General features: G+C 55.7%; 18 protein-coding genes and 2 pseudogenes. 17 read left to right on the forward strand and 3 right to left on the reverse strand.

Annotated features, from left to right (window positions below; all coding sequences use genetic code 11):
- Window positions 1-14: 14 nt before the first annotated feature.
- The 14 genes and pseudogenes from murG to ACZ1HV_RS24460 all read left to right on the forward strand — a co-directional run bounded on the left by murG (window position 15) and on the right by ACZ1HV_RS24460 (window position 19,955).
- Window positions 15-1,120 (forward strand): annotated as a pseudogene (murG, locus tag ACZ1HV_RS24395) (undecaprenyldiphospho-muramoylpentapeptide beta-N-acetylglucosaminyltransferase).
- Entirely contained in the window at window positions 1,117-2,517 is a 1,401-nt protein-coding gene (murC, locus tag ACZ1HV_RS24400; RefSeq protein WP_298821329.1) for a UDP-N-acetylmuramate--L-alanine ligase, read from the forward strand. The pseudogene murG and the gene murC overlap by 4 nt, the downstream one beginning before the upstream one ends.
- Window positions 2,518-2,528: 11 nt before the next feature.
- A complete protein-coding gene (gene murB, locus ACZ1HV_RS24405; RefSeq protein ID WP_472716587.1) occupies window positions 2,529-3,500 on the forward strand; it encodes a UDP-N-acetylmuramate dehydrogenase in 972 nt (323 codons plus the stop codon).
- The gene (locus tag ACZ1HV_RS24410) at window positions 3,501-4,427 is read left to right on the forward strand and encodes a D-alanine--D-alanine ligase (protein ID WP_298963849.1); all 927 of its coding nucleotides are present in this window, start codon (window positions 3,501-3,503) and stop codon (window positions 4,425-4,427) included.
- Window positions 4,415-5,329: a cell division protein FtsQ/DivIB gene (locus tag ACZ1HV_RS24415; RefSeq protein ID WP_298821323.1), complete on the forward strand. Its 915-nt coding sequence runs from the start codon at window positions 4,415-4,417 to the stop codon at window positions 5,327-5,329. Before ACZ1HV_RS24410 ends, ACZ1HV_RS24415 begins: the two co-directional genes overlap by 13 nt.
- Window positions 5,326-6,648 carry a cell division protein FtsA gene (gene ftsA / locus ACZ1HV_RS24420; protein ID WP_298821321.1) on the forward strand — a complete coding sequence of 441 codons (1,323 nt, stop codon included), beginning with the start codon at window positions 5,326-5,328 and terminating at the stop codon, window positions 6,646-6,648. Before ACZ1HV_RS24415 ends, ftsA begins: the two co-directional genes overlap by 4 nt.
- A 115-nt stretch (window positions 6,649-6,763) precedes the next feature.
- Complete coding sequence (ftsZ, locus tag ACZ1HV_RS24425) at window positions 6,764-8,530, forward strand: cell division protein FtsZ (RefSeq protein ID WP_472718500.1); 1,767 nt, start codon at window positions 6,764-6,766, stop codon at window positions 8,528-8,530.
- A 256-nt stretch (window positions 8,531-8,786) separates the two neighbouring features.
- Window positions 8,787-9,731 (forward strand): UDP-3-O-acyl-N-acetylglucosamine deacetylase, encoded by a 945-nt coding sequence (gene lpxC / locus ACZ1HV_RS24430; RefSeq protein ID WP_298821319.1) that lies wholly within the window; start codon window positions 8,787-8,789, stop codon window positions 9,729-9,731.
- A gap of 256 nt (window positions 9,732-9,987) precedes the next feature.
- Window positions 9,988-10,800: an outer membrane protein assembly factor BamD gene (locus ACZ1HV_RS24435; protein WP_298821317.1), complete on the forward strand. Its 813-nt coding sequence runs from the start codon at window positions 9,988-9,990 to the stop codon at window positions 10,798-10,800.
- Between the two features lie 105 nt (window positions 10,801-10,905).
- A complete protein-coding gene (gene recN / locus ACZ1HV_RS24440; protein WP_298821315.1) occupies window positions 10,906-12,573 on the forward strand; it encodes a DNA repair protein RecN in 1,668 nt (555 codons plus the stop codon).
- A gap of 10 nt (window positions 12,574-12,583) precedes the next feature.
- A pseudogene (ligA, locus tag ACZ1HV_RS24445) lies at window positions 12,584-14,739 on the forward strand (NAD-dependent DNA ligase LigA).
- Window positions 14,740-15,118: 379 nt separating this feature from the next.
- Window positions 15,119-16,186, forward strand: coding sequence for a nitrate- and nitrite sensing domain-containing protein (locus ACZ1HV_RS24450; protein WP_472716588.1), 1,068 nt, complete (start codon window positions 15,119-15,121; stop codon window positions 16,184-16,186).
- Window positions 16,089-17,183: a methyl-accepting chemotaxis protein gene (locus ACZ1HV_RS24455; RefSeq protein ID WP_472716589.1), complete on the forward strand. Its 1,095-nt coding sequence runs from the start codon at window positions 16,089-16,091 to the stop codon at window positions 17,181-17,183. The genes ACZ1HV_RS24450 and ACZ1HV_RS24455 overlap by 98 nt, the downstream gene beginning before the upstream one ends.
- Window positions 17,184-17,516: 333 nt before the next feature.
- A complete protein-coding gene (locus tag ACZ1HV_RS24460) occupies window positions 17,517-19,955 on the forward strand; it encodes an ATP-dependent helicase (RefSeq protein ID WP_472716590.1) in 2,439 nt (812 codons plus the stop codon).
- A gap of 261 nt (window positions 19,956-20,216) precedes the next feature.
- Here the strand turns inward: ACZ1HV_RS24460 and ACZ1HV_RS24465 are convergent, their stop codons facing one another.
- Window positions 20,217-20,702, reverse strand: coding sequence for a hypothetical protein (locus tag ACZ1HV_RS24465; protein ID WP_298963856.1), 486 nt, complete (start codon window positions 20,700-20,702; stop codon window positions 20,217-20,219).
- A gap of 198 nt (window positions 20,703-20,900) precedes the next feature.
- On the opposite strand from ACZ1HV_RS24465, the gene ACZ1HV_RS24470 reads away from it, so the two are divergent.
- Complete coding sequence (locus tag ACZ1HV_RS24470; protein WP_298822174.1) at window positions 20,901-21,629, forward strand: response regulator; 729 nt, start codon at window positions 20,901-20,903, stop codon at window positions 21,627-21,629.
- A 19-nt stretch (window positions 21,630-21,648) separates the two neighbouring features.
- Window positions 21,649-22,953 carry a HAMP domain-containing sensor histidine kinase gene (locus tag ACZ1HV_RS24475; protein ID WP_472716591.1) on the forward strand — a complete coding sequence of 435 codons (1,305 nt, stop codon included), beginning with the start codon at window positions 21,649-21,651 and terminating at the stop codon, window positions 22,951-22,953.
- A gap of 59 nt (window positions 22,954-23,012) precedes the next feature.
- On the opposite strand, the gene ACZ1HV_RS24480 is transcribed toward ACZ1HV_RS24475, so the two are convergent.
- A complete protein-coding gene (locus tag ACZ1HV_RS24480; protein WP_298822176.1) occupies window positions 23,013-23,579 on the reverse strand; it encodes a tetratricopeptide repeat protein in 567 nt (188 codons plus the stop codon).
- A 142-nt stretch (window positions 23,580-23,721) separates the two neighbouring features.
- Here ACZ1HV_RS24480 and ACZ1HV_RS24485 point away from each other — a divergent pair, with 142 nt between their 5' ends.
- Entirely contained in the window at window positions 23,722-24,612 is an 891-nt protein-coding gene (locus tag ACZ1HV_RS24485; RefSeq protein ID WP_472716592.1) for a 50S ribosomal protein L11 methyltransferase, read from the forward strand.
- Window positions 24,613-24,733: 121 nt separating this feature from the next.
- On the opposite strand, the gene ACZ1HV_RS24490 is transcribed toward ACZ1HV_RS24485, so the two are convergent.
- Window positions 24,734-24,931: a hypothetical protein gene (locus ACZ1HV_RS24490; RefSeq protein ID WP_298963859.1), complete on the reverse strand. Its 198-nt coding sequence runs from the start codon at window positions 24,929-24,931 to the stop codon at window positions 24,734-24,736.
- Window positions 24,932-25,159: the final 228 nt, after the last annotated feature.

The following is a 25,159-nucleotide window of genomic DNA, read 5'->3' on the forward strand; positions in this document are numbered from 1 at the left end:
CAGACCGGTATTCCATGGGTAAGACAGTATTATTGACGGCGGGTGGCACAGGTGGCCATCTTTTTCCCGCACAGGCGCTGGCAAGCGAATTGCTCCGGCGTGGTTGGACCGTGGAACTGGCGACCGATGAGCGTGCAGACAAATACGGGTCTGCTTTTCCTGCCAGAAATGTTCACATCATCGCTTCTGAAACCATCCGTGGCCGCAATCCGATTTCGCTCGCCAAGACTGTTTTCAGTCTCCTGAAAGGCACGTTGCAGGCACGTTCCGTGATCAGGACGTTGAAGCCAGACGTTGTCGCGGGATTTGGAGGTTATCCAACTTTTCCACCCATGTTTGCAGCTCGAATGACCGGAACGCCGTCCATTCTTCATGAGGCCAATGCGGTCATGGGCCGTGCAAACAAGCTCCTGGCGAAAGGAGTGACCGCGATTGCCACAAGTGTTCCGATCGAGGACTTGTCGGATACTTTCTCAAGCAAACAGGTCGAGACGGGCAATCCAGTGCGCGATGCTGTGCTGGAGGCTGCTGATTTGCCTTATGACGCGCCGTGCTCCGGTGGTGAGTTCAAACTGCTTGTCTTCGGCGGCTCCCAGGGAGCACGTTTCTTTTCAGATTTGGTTCCACCGAGTGTTGAACACCTGCCTGGTGAAGCAAGATCCCGTTTGCGCATTGTGCAGCAATGCCGTCCCGAAGACATGGATCGCGTGCAAAAGGCCTACAAGGATCTTGGCGTTGCCGCCGAGTGCGCCCCTTTTTCCAGGATATGCCGAAGCGCATCTCACAGGCGCACATTGTTGTTTGCCGCTCTGGTGCTTCGTCCGTGAGTGAGCTTAGCGTACTTGGCCGTCCATCCATCCTGGTGCCGCTTCCGGGTGCAATCGACCAGGACCAGGCGGCCAACGCCAAGGTTCTTGAAAAGGCCGGTGGCGCCTGGCCGATCCGCGAGGTGGACCTTCATCCGGAGCGCCTTTCAAAAGAAATCCTCCGCTTCATGGATGCACCCGACATGCTGTCGAAAGCTGCCGAAAGAGCACGCAGTGTCGCCAAACCCGATGCAGTGAAGCGACTGGCCGATTTGGTCGAGACCATTGCGCATAAAAAAGGAGAACGGCCATGAAAATGCCGCAGGACATCGGACCGATCCACTTTGTCGGTATCGGCGGTATCGGCATGAGCGGCATTGCCGAAGTGTTGAAGACACTTGGCTATCAGGTTCAAGGCTCCGACATGGCCGAGAACGCGAATGTTCAAAGACTGCGTGCGAATGGAATTCCGGTCACTGTCGGGCATGAGGCGGATAACCTCGGCGAAGCTGAAGTTCTCGTCGTGTCTTCGGCGATCAAGAAGGACAATCCGGAATTGGTCGCCGCTCGGGAGAAGCTTATACCTGTGGTTCGGCGTGCTGAAATGCTGGCGGAACTCATGCGCTTCAAGCAGGCTATTGCGGTCGGCGGAACTCACGGCAAAACCACCACCACTTCCATGGTGGCGGCCTTGCTCGATGCCGGACGGTTGGACCCGACGGTGATCAATGGCGGTATCATCAATGCTTATGGAACCAATGCCCGGATGGGTGCCGGTGACTGGATGGTGGTAGAGGCCGACGAAAGCGATGGTACGTTTGTAAAACTTCCTGCAGATGTTGCCATCGTGACGAACATCGACCCAGAGCATCTCGATCACTATGGCGATTTCGCAGGGGTGCGCGCAGCGTTCCGGCAGTTTATCGAAAATGTACCGTTCTATGGGTTTGCGGTGATGTGTCTCGACCATCCGGAAGTCCAGACCATGATCGGAACCATTGAAGACCGCCGTGTTGTTACCTACGGCACCAATCCACAGGCGGATGTCCGCTTCACCGATGTCTCCATGGATGGTGGTAAGTCCATCTTTTCGGTCACAATCAGGGATCGGCGCACGGATCAGGAGATCGAACTGAAGGATCTCGTTCTGCCGATGCCAGGATTGCATAACGTATCCAATGCTACGGCTGCAATTGCAGTAGCGGCGCAACTTGGTGTCGGTCCCGAAGATTTGGAAAAGGGAATATCGTCTTTTGGCGGTGTGAAGCGTCGGTTTACTCACACAGGGACCGTGGACGGTGTACAGATCTTTGACGACTACGGTCATCATCCCGTGGAAATCAAGGCGGTTCTGCATGCAGCCCGTCAGTCAACAACGGGCAAGGTTATCGCCGTCATGCAACCGCATCGATATACGCGGCTGCAGAGCCTGTTCGACGATTTTTCGAACTGCTTCAACGATGCCGACAGTGTGATAATCGCGCCGGTTTTTGCTGCGGGTGAGCAGCCGATTGAAGGCGCTCTGCACACCGACCTCGTGTCAGGCATGAAAACACGCGGGCACCGGCATGTTCAGGCCATCGACGGTCCCGAAGAGATCCCTGGCCTGATCAAGGAACTGGCTGAACCCGGTGACTTCGTTGTCTGTCTTGGAGCCGGGAATATCACGCAATGGGCCTATGCATTGCCCAAGCAGCTTGAAGAATTGTGAGGGAGACAGAAATGTCGTTTCCCGATCTGCTACAGCTCTACCCGGAACTTGTAGAGGGTGTTCGCGGCAGGCTTACGGCCAATCAGCCGCTCTCCGCAGTGACCTGGTTCCGGACAGGGGGACCGGCGCAGCTGATGTTCCAGCCTGCAGATGAAGACGATCTGGCCGTTTTTTTGACGAAGCTGCCGCGCGACATTGCGGTGCTGCCCGTCGGTCTTGGTTCAAACCTGCTGATCCGCGACGGAGGCCTTGAGGGTGTGGTTGTGAGGTTGAGTGCCAAGGGCTTCGGTTCGATTGACACGGCGGGTGGAAACCGTCTGCGTGCAGGGGCCGCTGTTCCGGACAAGCGTCTGGCTGAAGCTGCGGCGACAGCTGGGTTGGGCGGTTTTGCATTTTACACCGGCATTCCTGGCGGGCTTGGCGGCGCACTCCGGATGAATGCGGGTGCGCATGGCACCGAAACGCGCGAACGCATGGTTGAGCTGACCGCAATCGATCGAGACGGAAAGAAGGTGGTGTTGAGCAATCCGGAAATGGGGTACGCGTATCGTCATTCAGCGGCCTCAGGAGACCTGATTTTCACCTCTGCAGTCTTCGAGGGCATTCCACAGGACGAAAGCGCCATTCGCGAGGAAATGGCTGAAGTGGTGGCCCATCGGGAAAAAGCCCAGCCTATCCGAGAAAAGACAGGCGGATCGACTTTCAAGAACCCACCGGGGACTTCGGCCTGGAAGGAAGTTGATGCGGCCGGCTGCCGGGGTCTGACGATCGGCGGCGCGCAAATGTCAGAAATGCACTGCAATTTCATGATCAACACAGGCTCGGCAACCGGACACGACCTGGAACTTCTGGGCGAAACGGTGCGGGCGAGGGTGCTGGCACACAGCGGCATAAAGCTGGAATGGGAAATCAAACGTCTCGGTCAGTTTGGCGCGAAGGGTGCCATCAAGCCGTTCCTTGGACAAGAAGGGGAGGCCGCGTAGATGGCTAAGAAACACGTCGCCGTTTTGATGGGGGGATGGGTCAATGAACGGCCGGTTTCCCTTTCCAGCGGAAAAGACTGCGCCGATGCTCTGGAAGAGGCGGGCTACAAAGTTACTCGTGTCGATGTCGACCGGAATGTCTCTGCCGTATTGAAGAAACTGCAGCCCGATGTGGCCTTCAATGCGCTTCACGGACCGTTCGGTGAGGATGGGTGCATTCAGGGAATTTTAGAATTTCTTAACATCCCCTACACGCATTCCGGTGTGATGGCTTCAAGCCTTGCGATGAACAAAGTGAAGGCCAAAGCAGTGATGGGAGCCGCCGGAATTCCGGTGACTGAACACATTGTCGTGAACCGGCACAAGATCCAGCGCGAACACCCGATGGATCCGCCATACGTGCTAAAGCCGATCAATGAGGGCTCCAGCTTCGGAGTGCTGATTATCAAGGAAGATCAAGAGTTTCCGCCCCAGGAGCTGAGCCGTACGGACTGGCCTTATCCCGATGTTCTGATGTGCGAGCGGTTCATTGAAGGACGGGAACTTACCTGCGCGGTCAGGGACGATACCCCCCTTGGGGTCATTGATATCATTCCAATGGGGCACGGCTTCTACGATTACGATGCAAAATATGTAGAAGGCGGTTCAAAACACATTCTTCCTGCAAAAATTTCACCGATTGTTTACCAAACCATAGAGACACTAGCGGTTAAGGCGCATCAGGCTTTGGGATGCCGAGGTGTTTCCCGGGCCGATTTCCGATTCGACGAGCGCGAAGACGGAAGCGGAGAACTGATCTGCCTTGAAGTGAACACGCAACCAGGCATGACGCCCACATCTCTTGTTCCGGAAATGGCGGCGCACAAGGGAATGAGTTTCAAAGACCTGGTCAGTTGGATGGTTGAGGACGCAAGTTGCTGTCGCTAGGGCGAAAAAATAACCGGGACCTACTGACCCCGCTGGAAGCCGAACTGGCTCCGCGCGGGCGCGGTGTCGCGCGTTTGCATCGCCAGCCTGTGTGGCGATCCGCAGGGCGTCTCGCCGATCTTCCTCGCTGGACGGGGTCCGCAGCTGCTCTGGGTTTCTTAACCTTAACAATTGGTTATGGAATAGTCATAGGAGGGCATGGGCGCATTGTTTCCGACGCGTTGCTGTCTGCAGCCGGCTTCGGGATCGAAGCGGTCAAGCTTTCCGGTCAGCGTGAAATCAACGAATTTCAAATCCTCGAAGCGCTCGAAATTCACGAAGGGACATCTCTGGCACTGTTCGATGCTGCCGGGGCCCGCGAGCGTTTGAACGACATGGCCTGGGTGAAGAACGCTTCGGTGATGAAATTTTATCCGAGCACACTTCAAATCAAGATCGAAGAGAGAGTGCCATATGCTCTCTGGCAACGTGGCGATCTGGTATCGATCGTAAACGAATCAGGTGACGTCATCACCGACGATGTCGACGGGCGCTATGCGAATCTGTTGCTGGTCGTCAATCATGGTGCGCAGCGAAGGGCTGTCGAAATTAACAAGGCCCTTGAAAATGTGCCGGAGCTGCGGCCGCGTGTGCGTGCTGCATTCCTGATCAGTGATCGTCGTTGGGATCTTCAACTTGAAAACGGTATTTCGATCCGGCTACCGGAGCAGAATATTGATGCGGCTCTGGCAGACCTTGTGAAGATGGATGATGAGAACGGGCTCTTGTCGCGGGATATTGTGGCCATCGACATGCGCCTTGGCGACAGGGTCACTGTCCGTTTGTCGGATGAGGCTGCCGAAGAACGGAATATCATGACCGGTGGCGAAGGCGGATCAAAGAAGAGGGAGCGGGATACATGAGCCGTTCCTCTTCAAATCTCTACCTTCCGAAAATGCGGCCGCTGCCGAGCAGACGGGCTGTTGTCATGTCTGTTCTTGACGTCGGGTCGACCAAGGTCTGCTGCCTGATTGCCAAATTGATCCCGCAGGAAGATAAGGCGATCCTGTCGAGCCGGTCCCACAAGGTGGAAGTGCTGGGATATGGCTATCAGCGTTCGCGCGGCATCAAGTCGGGTGTCGTCGTCGATATGGATGCTGCCGAGCAGGCAATCCGTCTCGCAGTTGACAGCGCAGAGCGTATGGCCGGAGTAACCGTTGAATCCCTGATCGCAAATATCAGTTGCGGCCGTTTGCAGAGCGAGATCTACAGCGCGGGTGTGCCGCTGGCTGGTGACAGCGTCTCTGAGGCCGACATTCAACGCGTGCTTTCTGCAGGTTCCAGCCATTCGGTGACGGAAGGCCGCGCGGTTACGCACGCTTTGCCGATTTCCTATTCGCTCGACGGCAGCCGTGGAATTCGTGATCCGCGCGGCATGATGGGCCACAAGCTTGGCGTGGAAATGCAAGTGGTCACAGCAGAAGTGCCGCCTGTCCGCAATCTCGAGCTTTGCATCAATCGCGGTCATCTTCATGTGGAAACCATGGTAGCAACACCGTTTGCCAGTGGCCTGTCCACAATTGTCGATGATGAGGCCGAACTTGGCGTTGCCTGCATCGACATGGGTGGTGGCACAACAACGCTTTCGGTCTTTGTCGACGGTCACATGGTGCACCTGGATGCGATTGCCGTTGGCGGCAACCATGTGACAACAGATATTGCACGTGCATTTGCAACGCGTCTTCAGGATGCGGAGCGCTTGAAAACACTTTACGGCTCGCCGCTGGCGTCCAGCTCTGATGATCGTGATCTGCTTACGGTCCCGCCGCTGGAAAGTGACAGCGACTTGCCAAACCAGATTCCGCGTTCGGCGTTGACAAGAGTCATTCGTCCGCGCGTGGAAGAAATCCTTGAACTCGTGAGGGATCGGCTTACGGCCTCCGGTTTTGCCGGAAGGGTGGGCAAGCAGATCGTTCTGACAGGGGGCGCAAGTCAGCTCACGGGTCTAGGAGAAGTTGCGCGTCACATCCTGGGGCGCAACGTCCGTCTTGGCCGGCCATTAGGCGTCGCCGGTCTTCCCGAGGCTGCCAAAGGCCCGGCATTTGCTGCCGCGGTAGGCCTCTTGATTTATCCGCAAGTCGCCCAGATCGAACAGTTCGAGCACAAGAGCCGTCGATCCGGGTGGGGCGGGCAATCTGGTTATCTGGCCCGTGTCGGTCAGTGGATCAGGGAAAGCTTCTGACGACATGAGCCAAGAAGACGAGAACCAGGAAACGGAGCTGCCGAACATGGCAGATGAAATTAGGGAAGAAGAGGGTTCTCCCGTAGCGGGGGCGCCAGTGGGTCGCGAGGATAATATGACCATCAACCTGAAGATGCCCGACATTCAGGAGCTGAAGCCGCGAATTACGGTCTTCGGCGTCGGCGGCGCGGGCGGAAACGCCGTCAATAACATGATCACTGCAGGTCTCCAGGGGTGCGACTTTGTTTGCGCCAACACGGATGCCCAGGCACTGGCCATGAACCAGTCCGACCGCCTCGTCCAGATGGGCGTGGCTGTAACGGAAGGTCTTGGTGCAGGCTCTCAGCCGGAAGTCGGCTCAGCCGCGGCCGAAGAAGTGATCGACGAAATCAACGATCATCTGTCTGGATCGCACATGGTGTTCATCACCGCCGGAATGGGCGGTGGCACCGGTACTGGCGCTGCGCCCGTTATTGCCCGCGCAGCACGCGAGCAGGGCATCCTGACAGTTGGTGTTGTCACAAAACCGTTCCAGTTCGAAGGCGCCCGTCGCATGCGCATTGCCGACAGCGGCATTGATGAACTGCAGCGCAATGTCGACACGCTGATCGTTATTCCGAACCAGAACCTGTTCCGGATCGCCAACGCACAGACGACCTTCGCGGACGCATTTGCCATGGCCGATCAGGTCCTTTATTCCGGGGTTGCCTGCATCACCGATCTGATGGTGAAGGAAGGCCTGATCAATCTTGATTTTGCTGACGTCCGGTCCGTGATGCGCGGTATGGGCAAAGCGATGATGGGCACCGGTGAAGCCAGCGGCGAGAAGCGCGCGCAACAGGCTGCCGAAGCCGCGATTGCGAACCCGCTTCTGGATGAATCATCCATGAAGGGTGCCAAGGGTCTGCTCATCTCGATCACAGGCGGTAACGACCTTACCCTGTTCGAGGTGGACGAAGCTGCAACCCGCATTCGTGAAGAAGTCGATTCAGACGCAAACATCATCCTTGGCGCGACATTCGACGAGACGCTTGATGGTATCATCCGGGTGTCCGTGGTTGCTACCGGAATTGATCGGGAGGAAGGCGCAGCCGCCGATCCGTTTCCCGCGTCAGCAGCACAGTCTTTGAAGTCTGCGGCTCCTGCACAGATCGCTGAAATCGCAACGCCCAAGCCGGCAGCTGCGAAGCAAATCACCGCAGATGCCGCCGCAAAAGCAGTCGCAAATCTTGAAAAGGAACTTGCGATCCCTGAGCCGACACCGGTATCCGTTGCCAGCGACCCGGCTGTTGAGATCAAGAAGGTGCAGCCGGTCGCTTCGGGTCTGGCAAACAAGTCACCGATGATGGACATCGAAGACGAAACGCCTACGCGCGTCGTCGAGGATGCTCCGGTCAGCAAGCCCTATATTCCGCCCGCAGCGGAAGAACACAGCCCTGCACCGCGCATGCCGCGCGTTGAAGATTTCCCGCCGATCGCTCAGCGTGAGATCCGTGCACAGCACACAGAGGCGCCGGCACCGCAAACTGCGGCTCAGCAACCCGCGCCGTCTCAACCTGCCGCTCCCACCACGCAGTTCGATGACAGTGGTGAGGAAGACAGGCGGCCAATGGGGCTGTTGCGACGCCTTGCCAGCGGTCTTGGCCGCCGGGAAGACGAGGAAGACCAGGAACAGGAACTGAACGCGCCTCAGGCCGCGCGTCCGGCTCCGCAGATGCAGCCTGCTCTTCAGCCAGCACCGCGTGCGCCGCAACAAAGGCCTGCCGCGCAAGGGGCGACGGGTCAACTTGACGGCACCGGACGCGCTGCGCCCAAGCCGGTTGCCGCCTCAGAAGACGAGCAGTTGGAAATTCCGGCGTTCCTGCGCCGCCAAGCCAACTGATTCGAAACGCGATCTCCTTCCCTGATCGCAACAGCCCGGAGCTCACGCTTCGGGCTGTTTCCGTAACGGAATTGATTTCCGCTTTTAGATCAGTGATTTGCTGGTCTGTGGATCGTTACAAAGCGTAATAAAGCTTTATTTCGTTCATAGCTGGTTCGCGACTATCTTGCCCCCAACTTGTGATCGTTAAAAGTTCGTAGACCCGGATAGGGGATTTTGCGGCTGTCCAGATCACACACTGGAAGGGTAGGGGCTTATGACCGCTTATGTAGACCGACAAACGACACTTGCAGAACAAGTGACGTTGACCGGTATCGGTGTTCATTCAGGCAAGCCCGCCTCGATTACCTTGATACCGGCCGAAGCCGGTGTCGGAATTGTTTTCACCCGCACAGATCAAGATGACAGTGTCGAGGTTCCAGCTCGCTGGGACAAGGTTTCCGCTACTGCCCTTTGCACCGTTCTCGGCGATCCTTCCAAGGATGGGATCTCCACGGTTGAGCACATCATGGCTGCGCTTTTTGGCATGGGTGTCGACAATTTGATTGTTGAAATCGACGGCCCGGAAATGCCGATTATGGACGGCAGCAGTGCCGTCTTCGTGGAAGCCATCGAACAGGTGGGCGTCAAGCGGCTGGATCGCGGTCGCCGTTACCTGAAAGTCAAGAAGGCCGTTCGTGTGGACACCGGCAGCGCCTGGTGTGAACTGCATCCCTATGAAGGCACGAAGTTCGACATTACCATCGACTTCGACACGCCTTTAATTGGGCGCCAGGAATTCTGTGCCGACATGACACCGGGTGTGTTCCGTGACGAGTTGTCCCGGGCTCGGACATTCGGCAACGTCAAGGATGTCGAGCAGCTCTGGAAAATGGGTTTTGCGCTCGGTTCTTCCCTGGAGAATTCCGTCGCGATCGCCGAAGACAAGGTTCTCAACCCGGAAGGCACGCGCTGGCCGGACGAGTTTGCCCGTCACAAGGCACTTGATGCAGTTGGCGATCTTGCTCTTGCAGGCTTGCCGATTCTCGGTCTCTACCGCTCCTACAAGGGCGGCCACAAGATGAACCACGCCATTTTGGTCAAATTGTTCGAAGATCCAAGCTCTTTCGAGGTTGTGGAGTCACCGGCCTTCAGGCAGGTCGGTCAGGTTGACAACGGCGGATTGGCCGCAGCAGTCGCTTTCGGCCCGGACGTATCCTGACAAGATTGATCGTAAGTTACGGGCCGCTTCATTGAAGCGGTCCTTTTTATTTGGCGGAAAAACTGATCAAATAAGGCACCTTGCCATAAAAAAGCTCAAAAAAACCGTCAGATGGCCGATGAAGGCGTGACGGGGACATGCGATTTCCGCTAAACACTGCTGTCGACGCAGGAATATGGCCGGATGGGCGAATGAGCCCGGGAGTATGGGTGTGAACGGAATGGACACTGGTTTCGCTTGGAACGGGACCAAGCGAATGCAATTGTTTCTCAGAATGAGCGTACTGGCATTGCCGGTTGCCCTGGTTGCGTGCGGCGGCAAGGACGACCTTGACGAACTTGCTCTGAACGACACCCCGCCAGAAGTTCTCTTCAACGAAGGGCTTGCTCTCCGCTCTCAGGGGAAACTTGGCGATTCAACGCAGAAGTTCGAGGAGCTGGACAAGCTTTACCCCTATTCCGAATATTCCAAGAAATCGCTGGTGAACCTGGCATTCCTGAATTATTCGCGTGGCAAATACACGGAAACCGTTACAGCAGCTAAACGCTTCGTGACGCTTTATCCGGGTGATCAAGATTCGGCCTATATGCTTTATCTGGCGGGTCAGAGTTATTTCCGGCAGATGCCCGACATCACGCGCGATCAAGCTGTCACCAGAAAGTCTGCCGCGGCCTTTAACGAGTTGATCCAGCGTTATCCGGATTCAGAGTATGTTCCGGACGCGGAAAAGAAGCTGCGCATCGTGAAAGACCAGCTTGGCGGCAAGGAAATGCAGGTCGGGCGCTACTATCTGAAAAAGCGCAACTACATTGCTGCCATCAATCGCTTTAAAACGGTTGTCGTGGACTACCAGACGACCCGGCATGTTGAAGAAGCGCTGTTCCGGCTGACCGAGGCCTATTATGCGCTCGGTGTTGTCAGCGAGGCACAAACCGCTGCCGCCGTCCTGGGTCACAACTACCCGGATACACAGTGGTACAAGGATGCGTTCTCGCTTCTCAACAAGGGTGGCTACGAGCCGACAGAAGACAGTGGAAGCTGGATCAGCCGCGCATTCCGCTCGGTCTAGTCTGCAACCGCTAAAATCAAGTTGAAATGCCTTAACAAGGCTCTGGCAAGACGGCGCGGTCCTCCTATATGGTGGTCCGCGCCGAACTTTTAGGAGCGACCCTTCATGCTGGTCACGCTGTCTATCCGTGACATCGTTCTCATTGACCGTCTTGATCTTGATTTTACGGCTGGAATGTCTGTTCTTACAGGCGAGACCGGTGCCGGTAAGTCAATTTTGCTGGATTCCCTGTCACTTGCGCTTGGGGCGCGCGGAGACGCGGATCTTGTCCGTCATGGTGAAGCCCAGGGTCAGGTGACGGCGGTCTTTGACGTAGCCGGCGCTCATCCGGTACGCGAATTCTTGCGATCAAATGATGTCGATGACGACGGCGACGTGATCCTGAGACGCATACAGACAGCGGATGGGCGAACCCGTGCCTTTGTCAACGATCAGCCGGTCAGCGCGGGCCTTTTGAGACAGGCCGGAAGTCTGCTCGTCGAAATACACGGTCAGCATGATGATCGGGCGCTTGTCGATCCAGATAGCCACCGTTCGCTGATCGACCTCTTTGGCGGCCTGACGGCCGATGCAGAAGGTGTTTCTGCGGCCTATTCTGCCTATCGGGCCGCTGCGAGAGCGGTAACCGAACATGAGCAACGTATTGAGGCTGCGCGCAAAGAGGCAGACTATCTGCGATCTTCCGTTGATGAATTGTTGCAGTTGAAGCCGGAGCCTGGCGAAGAACAGCAACTGGCAGAACGCCGCACGGACATGATGCAGGTGGAGAAGATCGCTGGTGATCTCAACGAAGCTTTCGAGACGCTGAACGGATCGGCGTCTCCTATCCCGGAACTGGCAAGCCTGCTCAGGCGCCTTGAGCGCAAGGTTGACCAGTTGCCGAGGCTGTTGGGGCAGCCGGTTCGATCGCTCTCCGAAGCATTGGATCAACTTGAAGAAACGCGCGGCGGACTTGAAAGCGCTTTGCGTGAAACGGAATTCGACCCACGCGAGCTGGAAAGCGTAGAAGAGCGATTGTTTGCACTGCGCGCTGCGTCCAGAAAGTACTCGGTAACTGTCGAGGAGCTTCCGGCCCTCTGCGACCGGATGGTCGCCGATCTTGCAGACCTTGATGCCGGTGAAGACAAGTTGGCAGCCCTGGTCGATGCATCGGCAAAGGCCCAGTCGAGCTACGACAAGAAAGCAGCGTCCCTGTCGCAAAAGCGGCGAAAGGCGGCAAAGGCGCTGGAGAAGGCTGTTGAGCAAGAATTGCCGGATCTGAAGCTGGAGCGTGCCCGCTTTATCGTTGAAATGCAGAGCGAACCCGAAGCCCGAGGCAGAACCGGCACCGATCAGCTGGAGTTTCACGTCCAGACCAATCCCGGTACCAAACCCGGTCCGATGATGAAAGTTGCTTCCGGCGGTGAACTGTCGCGGTTCCTTCTGGCCCTGAAAGTGTGTCTTGCGGACAAGGGCTCTGCTCCAACGCTTGTCTTTGATGAGATCGACACTGGTGTCGGGGGGGCCGTTGCCGAGGCGATTGGGGTTCGCCTGGCGCGGCTTGCCAGTACCGTTCAGGTGCTGACGGTCACGCATGCGCCACAGGTTGCTGCGCGTGCCGAGGGACATTTCCTGATCGCCAAGGAGGCTGCCAAACCGGACAGGGTGGCGACCCGCGTGCAACGAATTGATGATGACCATCGCAGCGAGGAAATCGCTCGCATGTTGGCGGGCAGCGTCATTACCGAAGAAGCAAGGGCCGCGGCCCGTAAACTCCTGACAGTTGCGGAATAGAGAGACGCTCATGGCAGACCCCGTTGAGACCTCCACACTCGATATCGATGCGCTGTCACCGGATCAGGCCACGCTCGAGCTGAAGCGGCTGGCAGCGGAAATTGCCGAACATGACCGCAGATATCACCAGGAAGATGCTCCAACTATTTCCGATGCGGACTATGATGCATTGCGCAGACGAAATACAGCGATTGAGGAGCGATTTCCGGATCTTGCCGTTGCAGATGGACCCTCCACCCAAGTGGGGGCGGCACCCGCGTCCGGGTTCGGCAAGATTGCCCATCGTGTGCCGATGTTGTCATTGGACAATGCCTTCAACGACGATGATGTGCGTGATTTCGTGGGTCGGGTCCGGCGGTTTTTGAAGTTCGATCCACTTCAGGGTGTCCTTGGTGTTACGGCCGAACCGAAGATCGACGGCTTGTCCCTGTCGCTGCGTTTTGAGAACGGTGATCTTGTCTATGCAGCAACACGCGGCGACGGCACGACAGGCGAGAATGTCACTGCCAATGCAAGAACCATAAAGGACATTCCGCAAACGCTTGCAGGCAAGGTCCCGGAGATTGTCGAGATCCGGGGCGAAGTCTATATGGCGCACAAGGATTTTCAGGCCTTGAATGAGCGCATGGCGGCCAATGGCGGCAAGGTTTTTGCCAATCCGCGCAATGCGGCTGCCGGTTCTTTGCGCCAGTTGAAGTCTGAAATAACGGCGTCCAGGCCCTTGCGTTTCTTTGCCTATGCCTGGGGCGAGATGAGTGCGATGCCTGCCGAAACACAGTTCGGCATGGTTGGCCGGCTCAAGGACTGGGGCTTTCAGATCAACCCCTTGATGAAACGATGCGAAACCGTTGAGGAGCTTCTCGGTGTCTACCATGGCATTGAGGAAAACCGCGCGCGGCTCGACTATGATATCGATGGTGTCGTTTACAAGGTCGACCGGCTCAATCTGCAGGAACGGCTTGGGTTTGTGTCCCGTTCGCCCAGATGGGCAATTGCACACAAGTTTCCTGCCGAGCAGGCATTCACTGTACTGAATGATATCGAAATTCAGGTTGGCCGAACCGGTGCACTGACACCGGTTGCCAAGCTGGAGCCCATTACAGTTGGAGGCGTTGTTGTCTCCAACGCGACTTTGCACAACGAAGACTATATCAAAGGCATCGGCCAGGATGGGGAACCCCTCCGCGATGGCAAGGACCTGCGGATCGGCGATACGGTCAAGATCCAGCGCGCGGGTGACGTGATCCCCCAGATTGTCGATATTGACCTCGAAAAGCGCCCCGTTGACGCGGTTGCGTTTGAATTCCCGACTGTTTGTCCTTCCTGCGGCAGTCATGCGGTGCGCGAAGTAAATGAAAAGACAGGCCGGGTAGATGCGGTTCGGCGTTGCACCGGAGGGCTTATCTGCCCGGCTCAGGCAACAGAGAAGCTGAAACACTTCGTTTCACGAAATGCCTTCGACATTGAAGGTTTCGGTGACAAGCAGGTCGATGCCTTTTACCAGGATGGTCTGGTGAAGAGCCCCGCGGATATCTTCACATTGGAAGAACGGGACAAGCGGTCACTGACCAAATTGCGCAACAGGGAGGGCTGGGGAGCCTTGTCGGCCAAGAACCTTTTCGAAGCGATCAATGCGCGCCGGGATATTGACCTGCACCGTTTTATCTTCGCACTTGGTATCCGGCATGTGGGCGAGGGGAACGGCAAATTACTGGCAAGAGCCTATGGGTCGTGGCAGGCGTTCTACGACGGCATGCAGGCAGCTCATGACACTTCAGGAGAAGCCTTTGCCGATCTGAATGACATTGATGGCATTGGGCATATTGTTGCAGACGCGCTGGTGGAGTTTTTTGCAGAACAGAGAAACCGTGCACAGCTCGACGCTTTGCTGGAAGAGGTAAGGCCCAAAGAGGCTGAAAAGATCGATGCCACAGGATCACCTGTCGCCGGAAAGACTGTTGTCTTTACCGGCTCTCTGGAGCGTATGACCCGGGAGGAAGCCAAAGCGATGGCCGAGCGCTTTGCGGCAAAGGTATCGGGCTCGGTCTCGAAAAAACCGATCTTGTGGTGGCAGGTCCTGGAGCTGGCTCCAAGCTGAAGAAGGCGCAGGATCTGGATGTGGAGGTCATCTCTGAGGATGACTGGTTTGATCTTGTCGGCATGTAGGCGAAGGTGCTCATATTCGGTCAGTCAATTCATTGCGGAACACAAGACCTGCCTTGAGGCTCAATTTGGCGCAATGCGGATTTTTCGCATTGTGTGCTTGCTGACCATTGGCAGTCTCAAAGGGCAAAATTGGTGTGAATTCGCGCCTAGAGAATCCTCCTGGAAATGACACGACAGGGCAAACGTTTCCGGGTCCGGTGATATACGTATTGGCACTTATGACAGGGGCAGAAAAATTGAGACTACCACCTGAAATTGATTCGCTTGGCGAATGAAATTTTTTGCGTCGGAAAATGCCAAGTTTGCGATTGACGTTAAGTAACAAGTAACGCGCTCCCTCCACTTTTAAGGAACGTAATTTTGTTCTGGAGGGGATGCGATGATGAAGCGCATTAAGGTGCAAATCGGGCTCCTTGCGATTGTTCCGATGCTCGCCGTGGTCGGTTTCGCGGCTTTGAGTGTTTATGAAAAGTCTGTCGAATTGGCGCATCATGAGTTCATGAGACCGCTGACCCGGATTGCCGAAGATGCCGGCAATCTCATTCACGAGCTTCAAAAAGAACGGGGTATGAGCGTTGCGCTCATCAAGTCGGATTATGATCCAGCCGCTCGCGCCAGACTTGATGCACAGCGGCCCAAATCCGACGATGCTCTGAAGACGTTTGACGATCATCTCGCCGCGATTAGTCTCAGTGACGAAGCGTTGCTTGCTGATCTTCAGCATGTCGCGGAAGAAGTGCACAAGACCGACTCATTCCGGCAGGCCGTTGATGCGAAACAGTTCACGGCTGGCGATGTGGTCAAGAATTACACCTACGAAGTCCAAAAGTTGATCCATGTGATTGGCATCACGACGGAATCCAGCCCATCAGCCGAAATCACCACCGAATTACTTGCCTATCTGACGGTTGTGGAAGCCATGGAATCCGGCGGCCTGGAAAGGGCAACGGGCGCAGCTCTGCTGAACGAGTTCAATCTTTCCGGAGAAGTTAATCTTCAGACCTACAAATCCGTCATCACCCACTATGGTGGCGAGAAAGCCTTCCTGAAGGAGTTCGCATCAATCGCGACAAAAAAGCAAAAAGCACTTTGGGAAAACACCGTAAAAGGTGCGTCGGTTGACGAAACGCTTGCATGGCGGAAGGTTATTCACGACTTGCCGGCAACCAAGGACGCGAAAGGCATTGAAGGCGCCGCTTGGTTTGCCAAGGCGACGGAACGCCTGAACCTGATGAAAACGGTTTCCGACGATTTCATTCACCGTGCCGAAGCGGCTGCCGACGCCGATTCTGTCCCGACTGAATTCCGAGATCTTCGTCCTTGCGGCGGTTGCCGTTGGTTTTGTTGCAGTGACGCTGGCGCTCGTCGTTTGGCAGGTTATGGCAGTTACGAAAATGCTGGGTCGTCAACGAGATGGCATCACCGAACTGGCCGATGGCAATCTTGAAATCTCAATCTCTGACACGGATCGTCCTGATGAGATTGGTGATATTGCGCGGGCTTCCGAAGTCTTTCGCGAAAAGCTGATCCGTCAGCAGGAACTTGAAGAAGCTGCGGAAGTTGATCGTGTTAAGCGCCGCGAGCGACGGACACAGCTGGAAAATGCGATCCGGCATTTCGAGACATCTGTGACGAGTATCCAGGAACAGCTTTCCGGCGAGACCAGAGGTGTTCAGGACAGTGCCGGTGAAATGCTGACAATTGCCCTTCATGCCGACGAAAGCGCTCGTGCCGCCAATTCGGCAACGGAAGAGGCAACCACAAATGTTCAGACGGTTGCTTCTGCTGCGGCCGAACTGTCGGCGTCTATCGGCGAGATTTCCCGCCAGGCCGGAACGGCCATGCAGATCTCAGCGTCCGCTTCTGAAACGGCGGTCGCGGCCGACAAGGATATCTCCATCCTGGCGGAAACGGCCGACAAGATCGGCGAAGTCGTCGAGATCATTCGCGCCATTGCCGAGCAGACAAATCTGCTGGCTCTGAATGCGACTATCGAGGCTGCACGCGCAGGTGAAGCCGGAAAAGGGTTTGCGGTTGTGGCTGCGGAAGTGAAAGAGCTTTCCACCCAAACAGCGAGGGCGACCGATGAGATCGCCAGCCAGATATCCGGCATTCAGGGATCGACCCAGAAATCGGTTGCCGCAATCCGTGACATCGTTGAGAAAATCGAGGAAGTGCGCGGTGTGACCGAGACGATTTCTGCTTCCGTCGACGAACAGAATGCTGCGACAAGCGAGATTACGCAAAGCATCACCTTTGCTTCCGATGGCGCTTCCGCTGCGGCAAGCAACGTTGCCGGTGTCTCCGGTTCAATTGATCAGACACGCCAGAAGTCGGAAACACTGAGCCAATCCGCTGAACAGTTGGGTCTGGTTGCCAATGATCTCTCCGACGCTGTCGGGGAGTTCCTCAACGAGGTTCGTGAAGAAGAAGAAGCGGCCTGACCGACAGCGAATAGTCGATTGAAGCGGGGCAGTCCCTTGATACTGCCCCGCTTTCATTTTTTCTGGTCATGTTCATGGATACCATTGCAGCTGCAACGAAGCTGAGCGAAGGGTGTCCCGGAAACTGCCTTGGTTTTGACGCTCTCCTGAGATTTGCCTGTGACCATCGTGAGACAGGCAGCTGTCCTTTGGCGCCAACCTGCCAAACCCATATTCCAAGCTGGTTCGCTGGTTTATCTTGTCCCCACGAAATCCTTATCTTCTGCCTCGCCACGTTCATTTTGTTGCTATATTGTTCTCTATGAACATTTTTATGTAATCGGACCAAAAATCATGGCAGACCCTGACGGGTATGACGATCCGTTTGATGATCCCTTTCAGCCGATTGGCACGAAGGCGGAACCCGCAGCAGCACCTGCAAGACCCGCGGGTGGGATCGCAGCCCGCGCCATGGCGGCACGTCAGGCGCCCGATTACCTGACAGGTCTCAATCCGGAGCAGCGGCTTGCTGTCGAGACAACGGAAGGTCCGTTGCTTGTGCTGGCGGGTGCCGGAACTGGCAAAACGCGAGTGCTGACCACACGAATAGCCCATATTCTTGCAACGGGTCTCGCGCGCCCTTCCAAAATTCTGGCCGTCACGTTCACCAACAAAGCGGCACGGGAAATGAAAGAGCGTATCGCGGGTTTTGTCGGTGGCAATGTGGAAGGCATGGCCTGGCTCGGGACTTTCCACTCCATCTGCGTCAAAGTCCTGCGAAAACACGCTGAACTTGTCGGACTGAAATCCAGCTTTTCCATTCTCGACACGGACGATCAGATCCGGTTGATCAAACAGATCATTCAGGCGGAAGGCCTTGATGACAAGCGTTGGACAGCCCGCGCCTTTGCCGGAATGCTCGATGGCTGGAAGAACCGTGCGCTTGGTCCTGCAGACATTCCCGAAGGCGAAGCGCGCGCTTTTGCCAACGGCAAGGGGCGCAGGCTCTATGAGGAGTATCAAGAACGCTTGTCGATCCTCAATGCCGCTGATTTTGGCGATCTCCTGTTGCATGTCATCACGCTCTTCAAGACCCGTCCGGATGTCCTGAAGGAATATCAGCGCCGGTTTCGCTACATGCTGGTTGATGAATACCAGGACACGAACATTGCGCAGTATCTCTGGTTGCGATTGTTGGCACAGGGAAACCCGAATGTGTGCTGCGTAGGTGATGACGACCAGTCGATATATGGTTGGCGCGGGGCCGAAGTTGATAACATTTTGCGCTTTGAACATGATTTCAAAGGCGCCGAGGTTATCCGACTTGAGCGAAATTACCGGTCGACCAGTCATATTCTGGCTGCGGCGTCCCATCTCATTTCCTACAATGAAGGGCGACTCGGCAAAACGCTTTTCACTGATTTCAACGAGCCGGATCATGATCTGGTTTCGGTCGCTTCCGTTTGGGACTCAGAAGAAGAAGCCCGCACCATCGGTGACGAAGTTGAAGCGTTGCAGTCCAAAGGGCACGTGCTCAATCAAATGGCGGTGCTTGTCCGCGCTTCCTTCCAGATGCGCGAATTTGAAGATCGTTTTGTAACCCTGGGGCTGAATTATCGGGTGATTGGCGGTCCGCGGTTCTATGAACGTATGGAGATCCGCGATGCCATGGCCTATTTCCGGTGCGTTGCCCAGCCGGCGGACGACTTGGCATTCGAACGTATCGTCAATACGCCAAAGCGTGGGCTGGGTGATGCCACGCTCAAACTTGTCCATGGTCTTGCCCGCGCGGAACGCATTCCTTTGATGCAGGCTGCAGCGCAATTGATCGACACAGAAGAGCTGAGGCCGAAGCCCCGCAATGCACTAAAAAATGTGCTCGATAATTTCGAGCGTTGGCGGCACCAGCTTGACCAGATCAAACACACCGAGCTTGCCGAAATCATCCTGGACGAGAGCGGCTATACTGAAATGTGGCGTCAGGACCGGTCGGCCGAGGCGCCTGGCAGGCTCGACAACTTAAAAGAACTAGTTCGTTCCATGGACGAATTTGAGTCTCTCAGTGGTTTTCTGGAACATATCTCGCTGGTCATGGATCGGGACAGTGCGGATGCGAGTGACGCCGTTTCCATCATGACACTGCACTCGGCCAAGGGGCTCGAGTTCGACACAGTGTTCTTGCCGGGATGGGAAGAAGGCCTCTTCCCCCACCAGCGTGCCCTCGACGAGAGTGGCCGGGCAGGGCTTGAGGAGGAGCGCAGGCTTGCCTATGTCGGCATCACCCGCGCCAAGAAGCGGGCAAAGATCTACTTTGCCTCCAATCGCCGGATTCACGGATTGTGGCAATCCACGGTGCCGTCCAGGTTCCTGGACGAATTGCCACCCGATCACGTCGAAATTGCCGAACCGTCTTCAAATTATGGCGGGTATGCGGGTGGAGGCTATGGCCCGTCGCGTTTTGACAGCAATGACCCTTTCGAGCGCGGCAGCTATTCGACGCCCGGTTGGCAGCGTGCACAGCGGGCCAAGCAGAACTCAGATGGTTTTTCAGAAGGTGGTGGACGCGGCTATAAATCCGCTCGCATGAAGCGCCAGGGACCATTGACCATAGAAGGGGAGCTGGTGGCGAAATCTGTCAGCGAAACACCGTCAGAATACTCCACTGGCGAGCGGGTCTTTCATATCAAGTTTGGCTATGGCGCGATTAAATCGATCGAGGGAAACAAGTTGACCATCGATTTTGAGAAGGCCGGCATGAAAAAAGTCATCGACAGTTTTGTCGAGCGGCATTGATGGGTGTTCCGGCTGTGTGTCTCTGGGTTCGTCTGTGTTCAGCGCCGTATTGAGCAGCGACATATTTTCCGAGCACGTTTGTTTGGCGATGCCTCTCAAAATAGGGGATTGACCAAGGAAAAACCGGCCACCCGAAGATGACCGGCCGGTTTCCCGAACCAGCTAGGCAAAGTGTATTCGAGTTCTTGGCACGAATACAGTTGATCGGGAGACCTAGTCTGACCGCGCAAACGTGGGGCGTGCGTCAGACATTCCAGACGGCTAAGCTGTGTAGTCTGCAAGCAGCGATGTGACATCGGTGTCGGATTGATCGCCGGACCCATCGTAGGCAGAGCTGCTTTGCATTTGCGTCAAGATAGCGGACATCAATTCTTCCATCATGGCGCTGCCGTTTTCACCCGGAGGTGGCTCTTTGGCCCCTGGAGGTCGCCCGATCTCACCTTCCTCGAACATTTCCAGCAGGTGCTCGGCCTGGTCCTGGTCGATGGTCCCGGCTTCAATCTGATCGTCAAGCATGCTTTCAAAATTTGCCTGAATTTCTTCTTTGGTGGGGCGTGTACTGTTGGGTGGTGGAGGCCCATTCTCCATTCGCTCAGCATGCATGGCATCCAAAGCTTCCAGCATGGCGTCCTGGTCATCGGCAGTGATTTCACCTGCTTCAACCTGTGCTTCCAGGCTTGCGACCGCCTGATCTCTGGGAGACGGACCTGGCGGCATCATGGGCGTTGAACCGATCTGCATCTTCATTCAGCTCCTAAATAGGTGTTTAAGCCATTGCTTAAGCGACGGTGCTGCTGAAAATGTTAACGCTGTCTTAACCTTGAGGCGGGGCTGATTTCGGCCTGTTTCCAACATTCTTGACAGAAACATTGGGAAACACTTTTCACGGACATTAACCTTGAAAGGGAGCTGCAATTCACACAGGAGAAGACCTAAGGTCCAGCCATGCACAAACCTCCACACATCCTGATTGTCGAGGATGATTCGGAAATCGGACTCCTCATCAAACGGCATTTCGTTGCCAACGAATTCAAGGTGACGCTGGCGCAAGACGGAGCGGAAATGGACCGATTGCTGGCGAGCAATCGGGTGGATCTGATCTTGCTCGATCTCATGTTGCCCGGGGAAGACGGTATCAGTATTTGCCGGCGGCTCCGTGCGACCAGCGCCGTGCCGATAATTATTGTCTCTGCCAAGAATGAGGACATTGACCGTGTGGTTGGACTGGAAGTTGGCGCAGATGACTATGTGCCCAAGCCGTTCAACCCGCGAGAGTTGATCGCACGGGTGCGCGCCTTGTTTCGAAGAATGGAACTGTGCACGCGATCAGCACAGCCGCCGACCGGCAAACTGTACTTCGAAGGCTGGTGCATGGATTGCCGCTCGCGTTCTCTTCACAACAGTGAAGGAGCTCTCGTTTCCGTCACGCCTGCTGAATTCAATCTGCTTCTGGTTCTGGTGGAACGCAACGGCCGGGTGCTGAGCCGCGAACAGCTTGTTGAACTGACACTTGGCCAGTTTGGGGCAACAAACGGCCGGAACATTGATATTTTGGTCAGCCGATTGCGCTCTAAGCTAGATGCCGGTGGGGCCGTTTATCAGTTTATTCGAACGGTCAGGGCCGGGGGATATGAATTTGTCGCTACGGTGGAGCGCGATGAAGTTGAGGTTTGATTGCCTCTGGCCGGACAGCATGTTGAATCAGATTCTGGTGCTGTTATCGGCCGCCGGTGTTTTCATGGCTCTGATTGGTGCTGTTACGTTCCTGGTTGTTAAGCAAGCCTACGACAACACAAGCGCGGTGATGAACAGTCACCTGGTTAGCGTCGCAATTGCCAAACTGAACGAGACGCCACAGTTTGAGCGCGCTGAGGTTTTGCAAACACTGCAGCAGGAACTGCCCGATGTCGCGATTTCGTGGGCAAATGATGCAGTTCTGAGTGACTATGGTGGCGCTAGTGAAGGCGAACGCTTTGGGCCCTTCATAACGGGCGACACGCTGTTCGGCATGCGCATCGAGCACGTTTTAGGTCCTCACGAGCGAGGTCTGGAAAAGCCACCGCTTGTTTTTGTCAGGCTGAAAGACGGTTCGCTATTGGCAGCAGAATGGGGACCGCGAGGACCGCCACCGCCGGTTCTTGGAGCGCCGTTCTATCTATTCTTCGGGTTTTTGGCGCTTACCCTGTGTGGTTTGCTGATCTGGGCTGCCCGCAGCCTTGTCGGTCCGCTTGCTGACCTTGCTGCTTCGGTTAGCCGTTTTGGTGAAGCTTCGACGTCTCCAGTGCCAATCAGCGAGGGCGGTCCGAAGGAAGTGCGGGCTGCGGCCAGTGCCTTCAACCGTATGCAGTTGCGTATCAACGCGTTTCTGGAAACTCGAACCCGAATGCTGACAGCCGTCAGCCACGACTTGCGAACGCCATTGACGCGTTTGCGATTGCGTCTGGATCTTCTGGAAGAGGGGGAGGTTCGCGAACGGAGTTTGCAGGACTTGAGGCAAATGGAGTTGCAGATCGACTCCGCACTGACCTTTTTGCGTGATGGTGAGAGTGCGGAGCCGATGCAACGGATCGATCTACCCAGTTTCCTGCAGACACTGGCGGATCAATATGCGGACACTGGACGAGGCCTGAGGATTCGTTTTGATGGTTCGCTAAGTGTCATGGGGCGAGCCAGTGAGCTGAGCCGCGCATTTTGCAATCTCATCGACAACGCGCTGCAATATGGAGCGGAATTAGAAATCCTCGCTTGGTGTACTGGCGACCGGGTTCAGATCGATTTCGTCGATCACGGACCGGGGATTGCTGCCGATGACCGCGAGCGCCTGCTGGAGCCATTTGAGCGTGGAGACTTTGCGCGCCGGATCCGGGAGGGAACCGGCTTTGGATTAGGTCTGCCAACCGCCAAGTCAATTGTCGAGGTCGCAGATGGACGTTTAGAACTTTTGGAAACACCAGGAGGCGGTCTCACGGTTAGTCTTTCGCTACCTCTGGCTCCGTAGTCAGTGAGCGGGATTTCTGACTTTTAAACGCGCCAATCTGAAAATTGGCTGTTCCCGCGCTAAAGATCCGTGCCCTTTGGTTTGATCAGCAGGTTTCTCTCATTCAGATATGGATGGATCTCAACAGCTTGCCTCAGGAGCTTTTGACCAAGCTTTGCGCGCCCCATGCTGAGGAAAATCATCGCTTTGCCCGACAGGGCTCCAAAGTGTCGGGGTTCAAGCTCCAGCACCCGGTCGATGTCCTCAAGGCTTTCGTCGTAGTTGCCCTGCAGGAACAAAACGAATGCGCGCTGGTTCCAGCCTTCCGAATAATCCGGTGCTTCTTCCACCACTTCATCAAGAATGTCTTTTGCGCCTTGAAAGTCATAGATGCCACGCCGGCTCATGGCTTCATCAATGCGTTCCCGTATGGCCGGATTCGGGGCAGCGTTCAGCCAGGCTTCCCAGATCTGGTTTTCAATCTTCTTGGCTTCCACTTCATTGGAAGCGTTTTTGAGTGCGCGGAACAAGGCGTCCTGCTCTGGTGTTGCACTGGCAGCCGGCAGCGGAGCAGTCAAAAGGATTAATGTCGCGGCAATGGCGACCTTAATCCAGGACGGAGAGTGGATTCTCACAAGTGTGGACATGGTACCTCCCGTTTCTCTCTTCTCTAGAGATGGGGCGAAACAGGCATTTGCCCAGGCTTTTGCTGAGGCTCTACTGGAATGTGAAAGGCCGGGCCGCTATACCGCTGGCCTTGTGGCCAATTTCAACAAGGCGTGAGTGAACATGAAAACCATTCGGGTGCGGATAACAGCCGAGGAACTGGAAGCCAAACGGATTTCCGACATTCTTGAACGCGCATTCGAGGATGAAGGCAATCCGGTAACGGTTTATGAGGCGTCGTCTGACGGCAAGATCTGGGCAGCCGAAGTTCTGTTGTTTGATGTTTCGCCCGAGGAGGCAGAAGCAACTGTTCGCGATCGTGTTGGTGCCGACGCTTTTGCCGCTCCGCTTGAAGCCGAAGAGTTGCCTGATATCAATTGGGTTGAGAAGAGCCTGGAAGGACTTAAGCCTGTTCGAGCCGGGCGGTTTCTGGTTCACGGAAGCCACGACCGGGACAAGGTTCTGCCCGGCGCAATCGGGCTGGAGATCGAGGCGGCTCTTGCGTTTGGGACTGGGCATCATGGCACCACCGCAGGGTGTCTTGAGGAAATTGATCGGCTTCTCTCACTGCGCGAATATGACAACATTCTGGATTTGGGCACCGGCACGGGCGTTCTTGCGATTGCCGCCGCTCTGAAAGCCAGACAAATCGTGCTGGCCACGGACATTGATCCAATCGCTACTCAGACAGCTCTTCAAAACGCCCGTCTCAACGGCGCAAGTCATCTTGTTCGAGGATTTACGGCAAACGGCATGGATGACCGGCGGTTCGGATTGTACGGACCGTTCGATCTTGTGGTTGCCAATATTTTGGCGCGACCCTTGATGAAAATGGCAAAGTCCATTGGGGAAAAGATGACCCAAACAGCAACACTTGTCCTGTCAGGCCTTCGCGTCGAGGACGGACCCCGGATCCTGTTCGCATATCGGTGCCAGGGATTTGTATTGGACCGCCGGAGGGAAAAGGACGGCTGGTTGACGCTGACACTGGTGCGCGGACGAAAATTGGCCTGAGCTGCACTAGAGTGCCTATTTCAGTCACTTCTGAACACAAAAAAAGCCCGCCGGGTGAATCGGCGAGCTTTAGCATGTGCACAGTTCTTGATCTTGTCCTGAGCCCTAACCTGTCGTCCGATCAGAAGCCTGTTGTTGTAGACCCTTCACGCTCTAGCTCTTCACGGTCATAGCCGTGTGCAGCGAGCGTCGCGTCGTCGAGAGACAGCAGGTAGCCATTGACGTAGCGGCGTGCCTGAACAGACCGGGCCTCAACCATACGATCGAATGCGCGGCGCATGAAGCCGTTGCGGGTGGATGTCGTCGTTTTCATGGTCATTTTCTCAATCCCATTTGGAGTTTTGAGAGCTTCCCTAGGGAGCCACGTCTTTCTTATTGTGTTGGTCCTTATATGCGCCTTCAACGATGAGTCTGGTAGGCCTGATTGCGCATGACAGCTCTGCGTCTCTCGCATATGCGAAAGAAATGCTGCGCTGCACTATTGATGTGAATTTCATCCCTTTCCGAGGGCTTGAAAGGAAAAATTATCTGGCTTGATCCATAGCTG

The organism is Roseibium sp. JB4-4 (assembly GCF_055693425.1).

Coding starts and splice junctions, on each gene's coding strand:
- murC (WP_298821329.1), top strand. CDS start 1,117: ATGAAAATGCCGCAGGACATCGGACCGATCCACTTTGTCGGTATCGGC.
- murB (WP_472716587.1), top strand. CDS start 2,529: ATGTCGTTTCCCGATCTGCTACAGCTCTACCCGGAACTTGTAGAGGGT.
- ACZ1HV_RS24410 (WP_298963849.1), top strand. CDS start 3,501: ATGGCTAAGAAACACGTCGCCGTTTTGATGGGGGGATGGGTCAATGAA.
- ftsA (WP_298821321.1), top strand. CDS start 5,326: ATGAGCCGTTCCTCTTCAAATCTCTACCTTCCGAAAATGCGGCCGCTG.
- ftsZ (WP_472718500.1), top strand. CDS start 6,764: ATGACCATCAACCTGAAGATGCCCGACATTCAGGAGCTGAAGCCGCGA.
- lpxC (WP_298821319.1), top strand. CDS start 8,787: ATGACCGCTTATGTAGACCGACAAACGACACTTGCAGAACAAGTGACG.
- ACZ1HV_RS24435 (WP_298821317.1), top strand. CDS start 9,988: ATGCAATTGTTTCTCAGAATGAGCGTACTGGCATTGCCGGTTGCCCTG.
- recN (WP_298821315.1), top strand. CDS start 10,906: ATGCTGGTCACGCTGTCTATCCGTGACATCGTTCTCATTGACCGTCTT.
- ACZ1HV_RS24450 (WP_472716588.1), top strand. CDS start 15,119: ATGATGAAGCGCATTAAGGTGCAAATCGGGCTCCTTGCGATTGTTCCG.
- ACZ1HV_RS24460 (WP_472716590.1), top strand. CDS start 17,517: ATGGCAGACCCTGACGGGTATGACGATCCGTTTGATGATCCCTTTCAG.
- ACZ1HV_RS24465 (WP_298963856.1), bottom strand. CDS start 20,702: ATGAAGATGCAGATCGGTTCAACGCCCATGATGCCGCCAGGTCCGTCT.
- ACZ1HV_RS24470 (WP_298822174.1), top strand. CDS start 20,901: ATGCACAAACCTCCACACATCCTGATTGTCGAGGATGATTCGGAAATC.
- ACZ1HV_RS24475 (WP_472716591.1), top strand. CDS start 21,649: ATGTTGAATCAGATTCTGGTGCTGTTATCGGCCGCCGGTGTTTTCATG.
- ACZ1HV_RS24480 (WP_298822176.1), bottom strand. CDS start 23,579: ATGTCCACACTTGTGAGAATCCACTCTCCGTCCTGGATTAAGGTCGCC.
- ACZ1HV_RS24485 (WP_472716592.1), top strand. CDS start 23,722: ATGAAAACCATTCGGGTGCGGATAACAGCCGAGGAACTGGAAGCCAAA.
- ACZ1HV_RS24490 (WP_298963859.1), bottom strand. CDS start 24,931: ATGACCATGAAAACGACGACATCCACCCGCAACGGCTTCATGCGCCGC.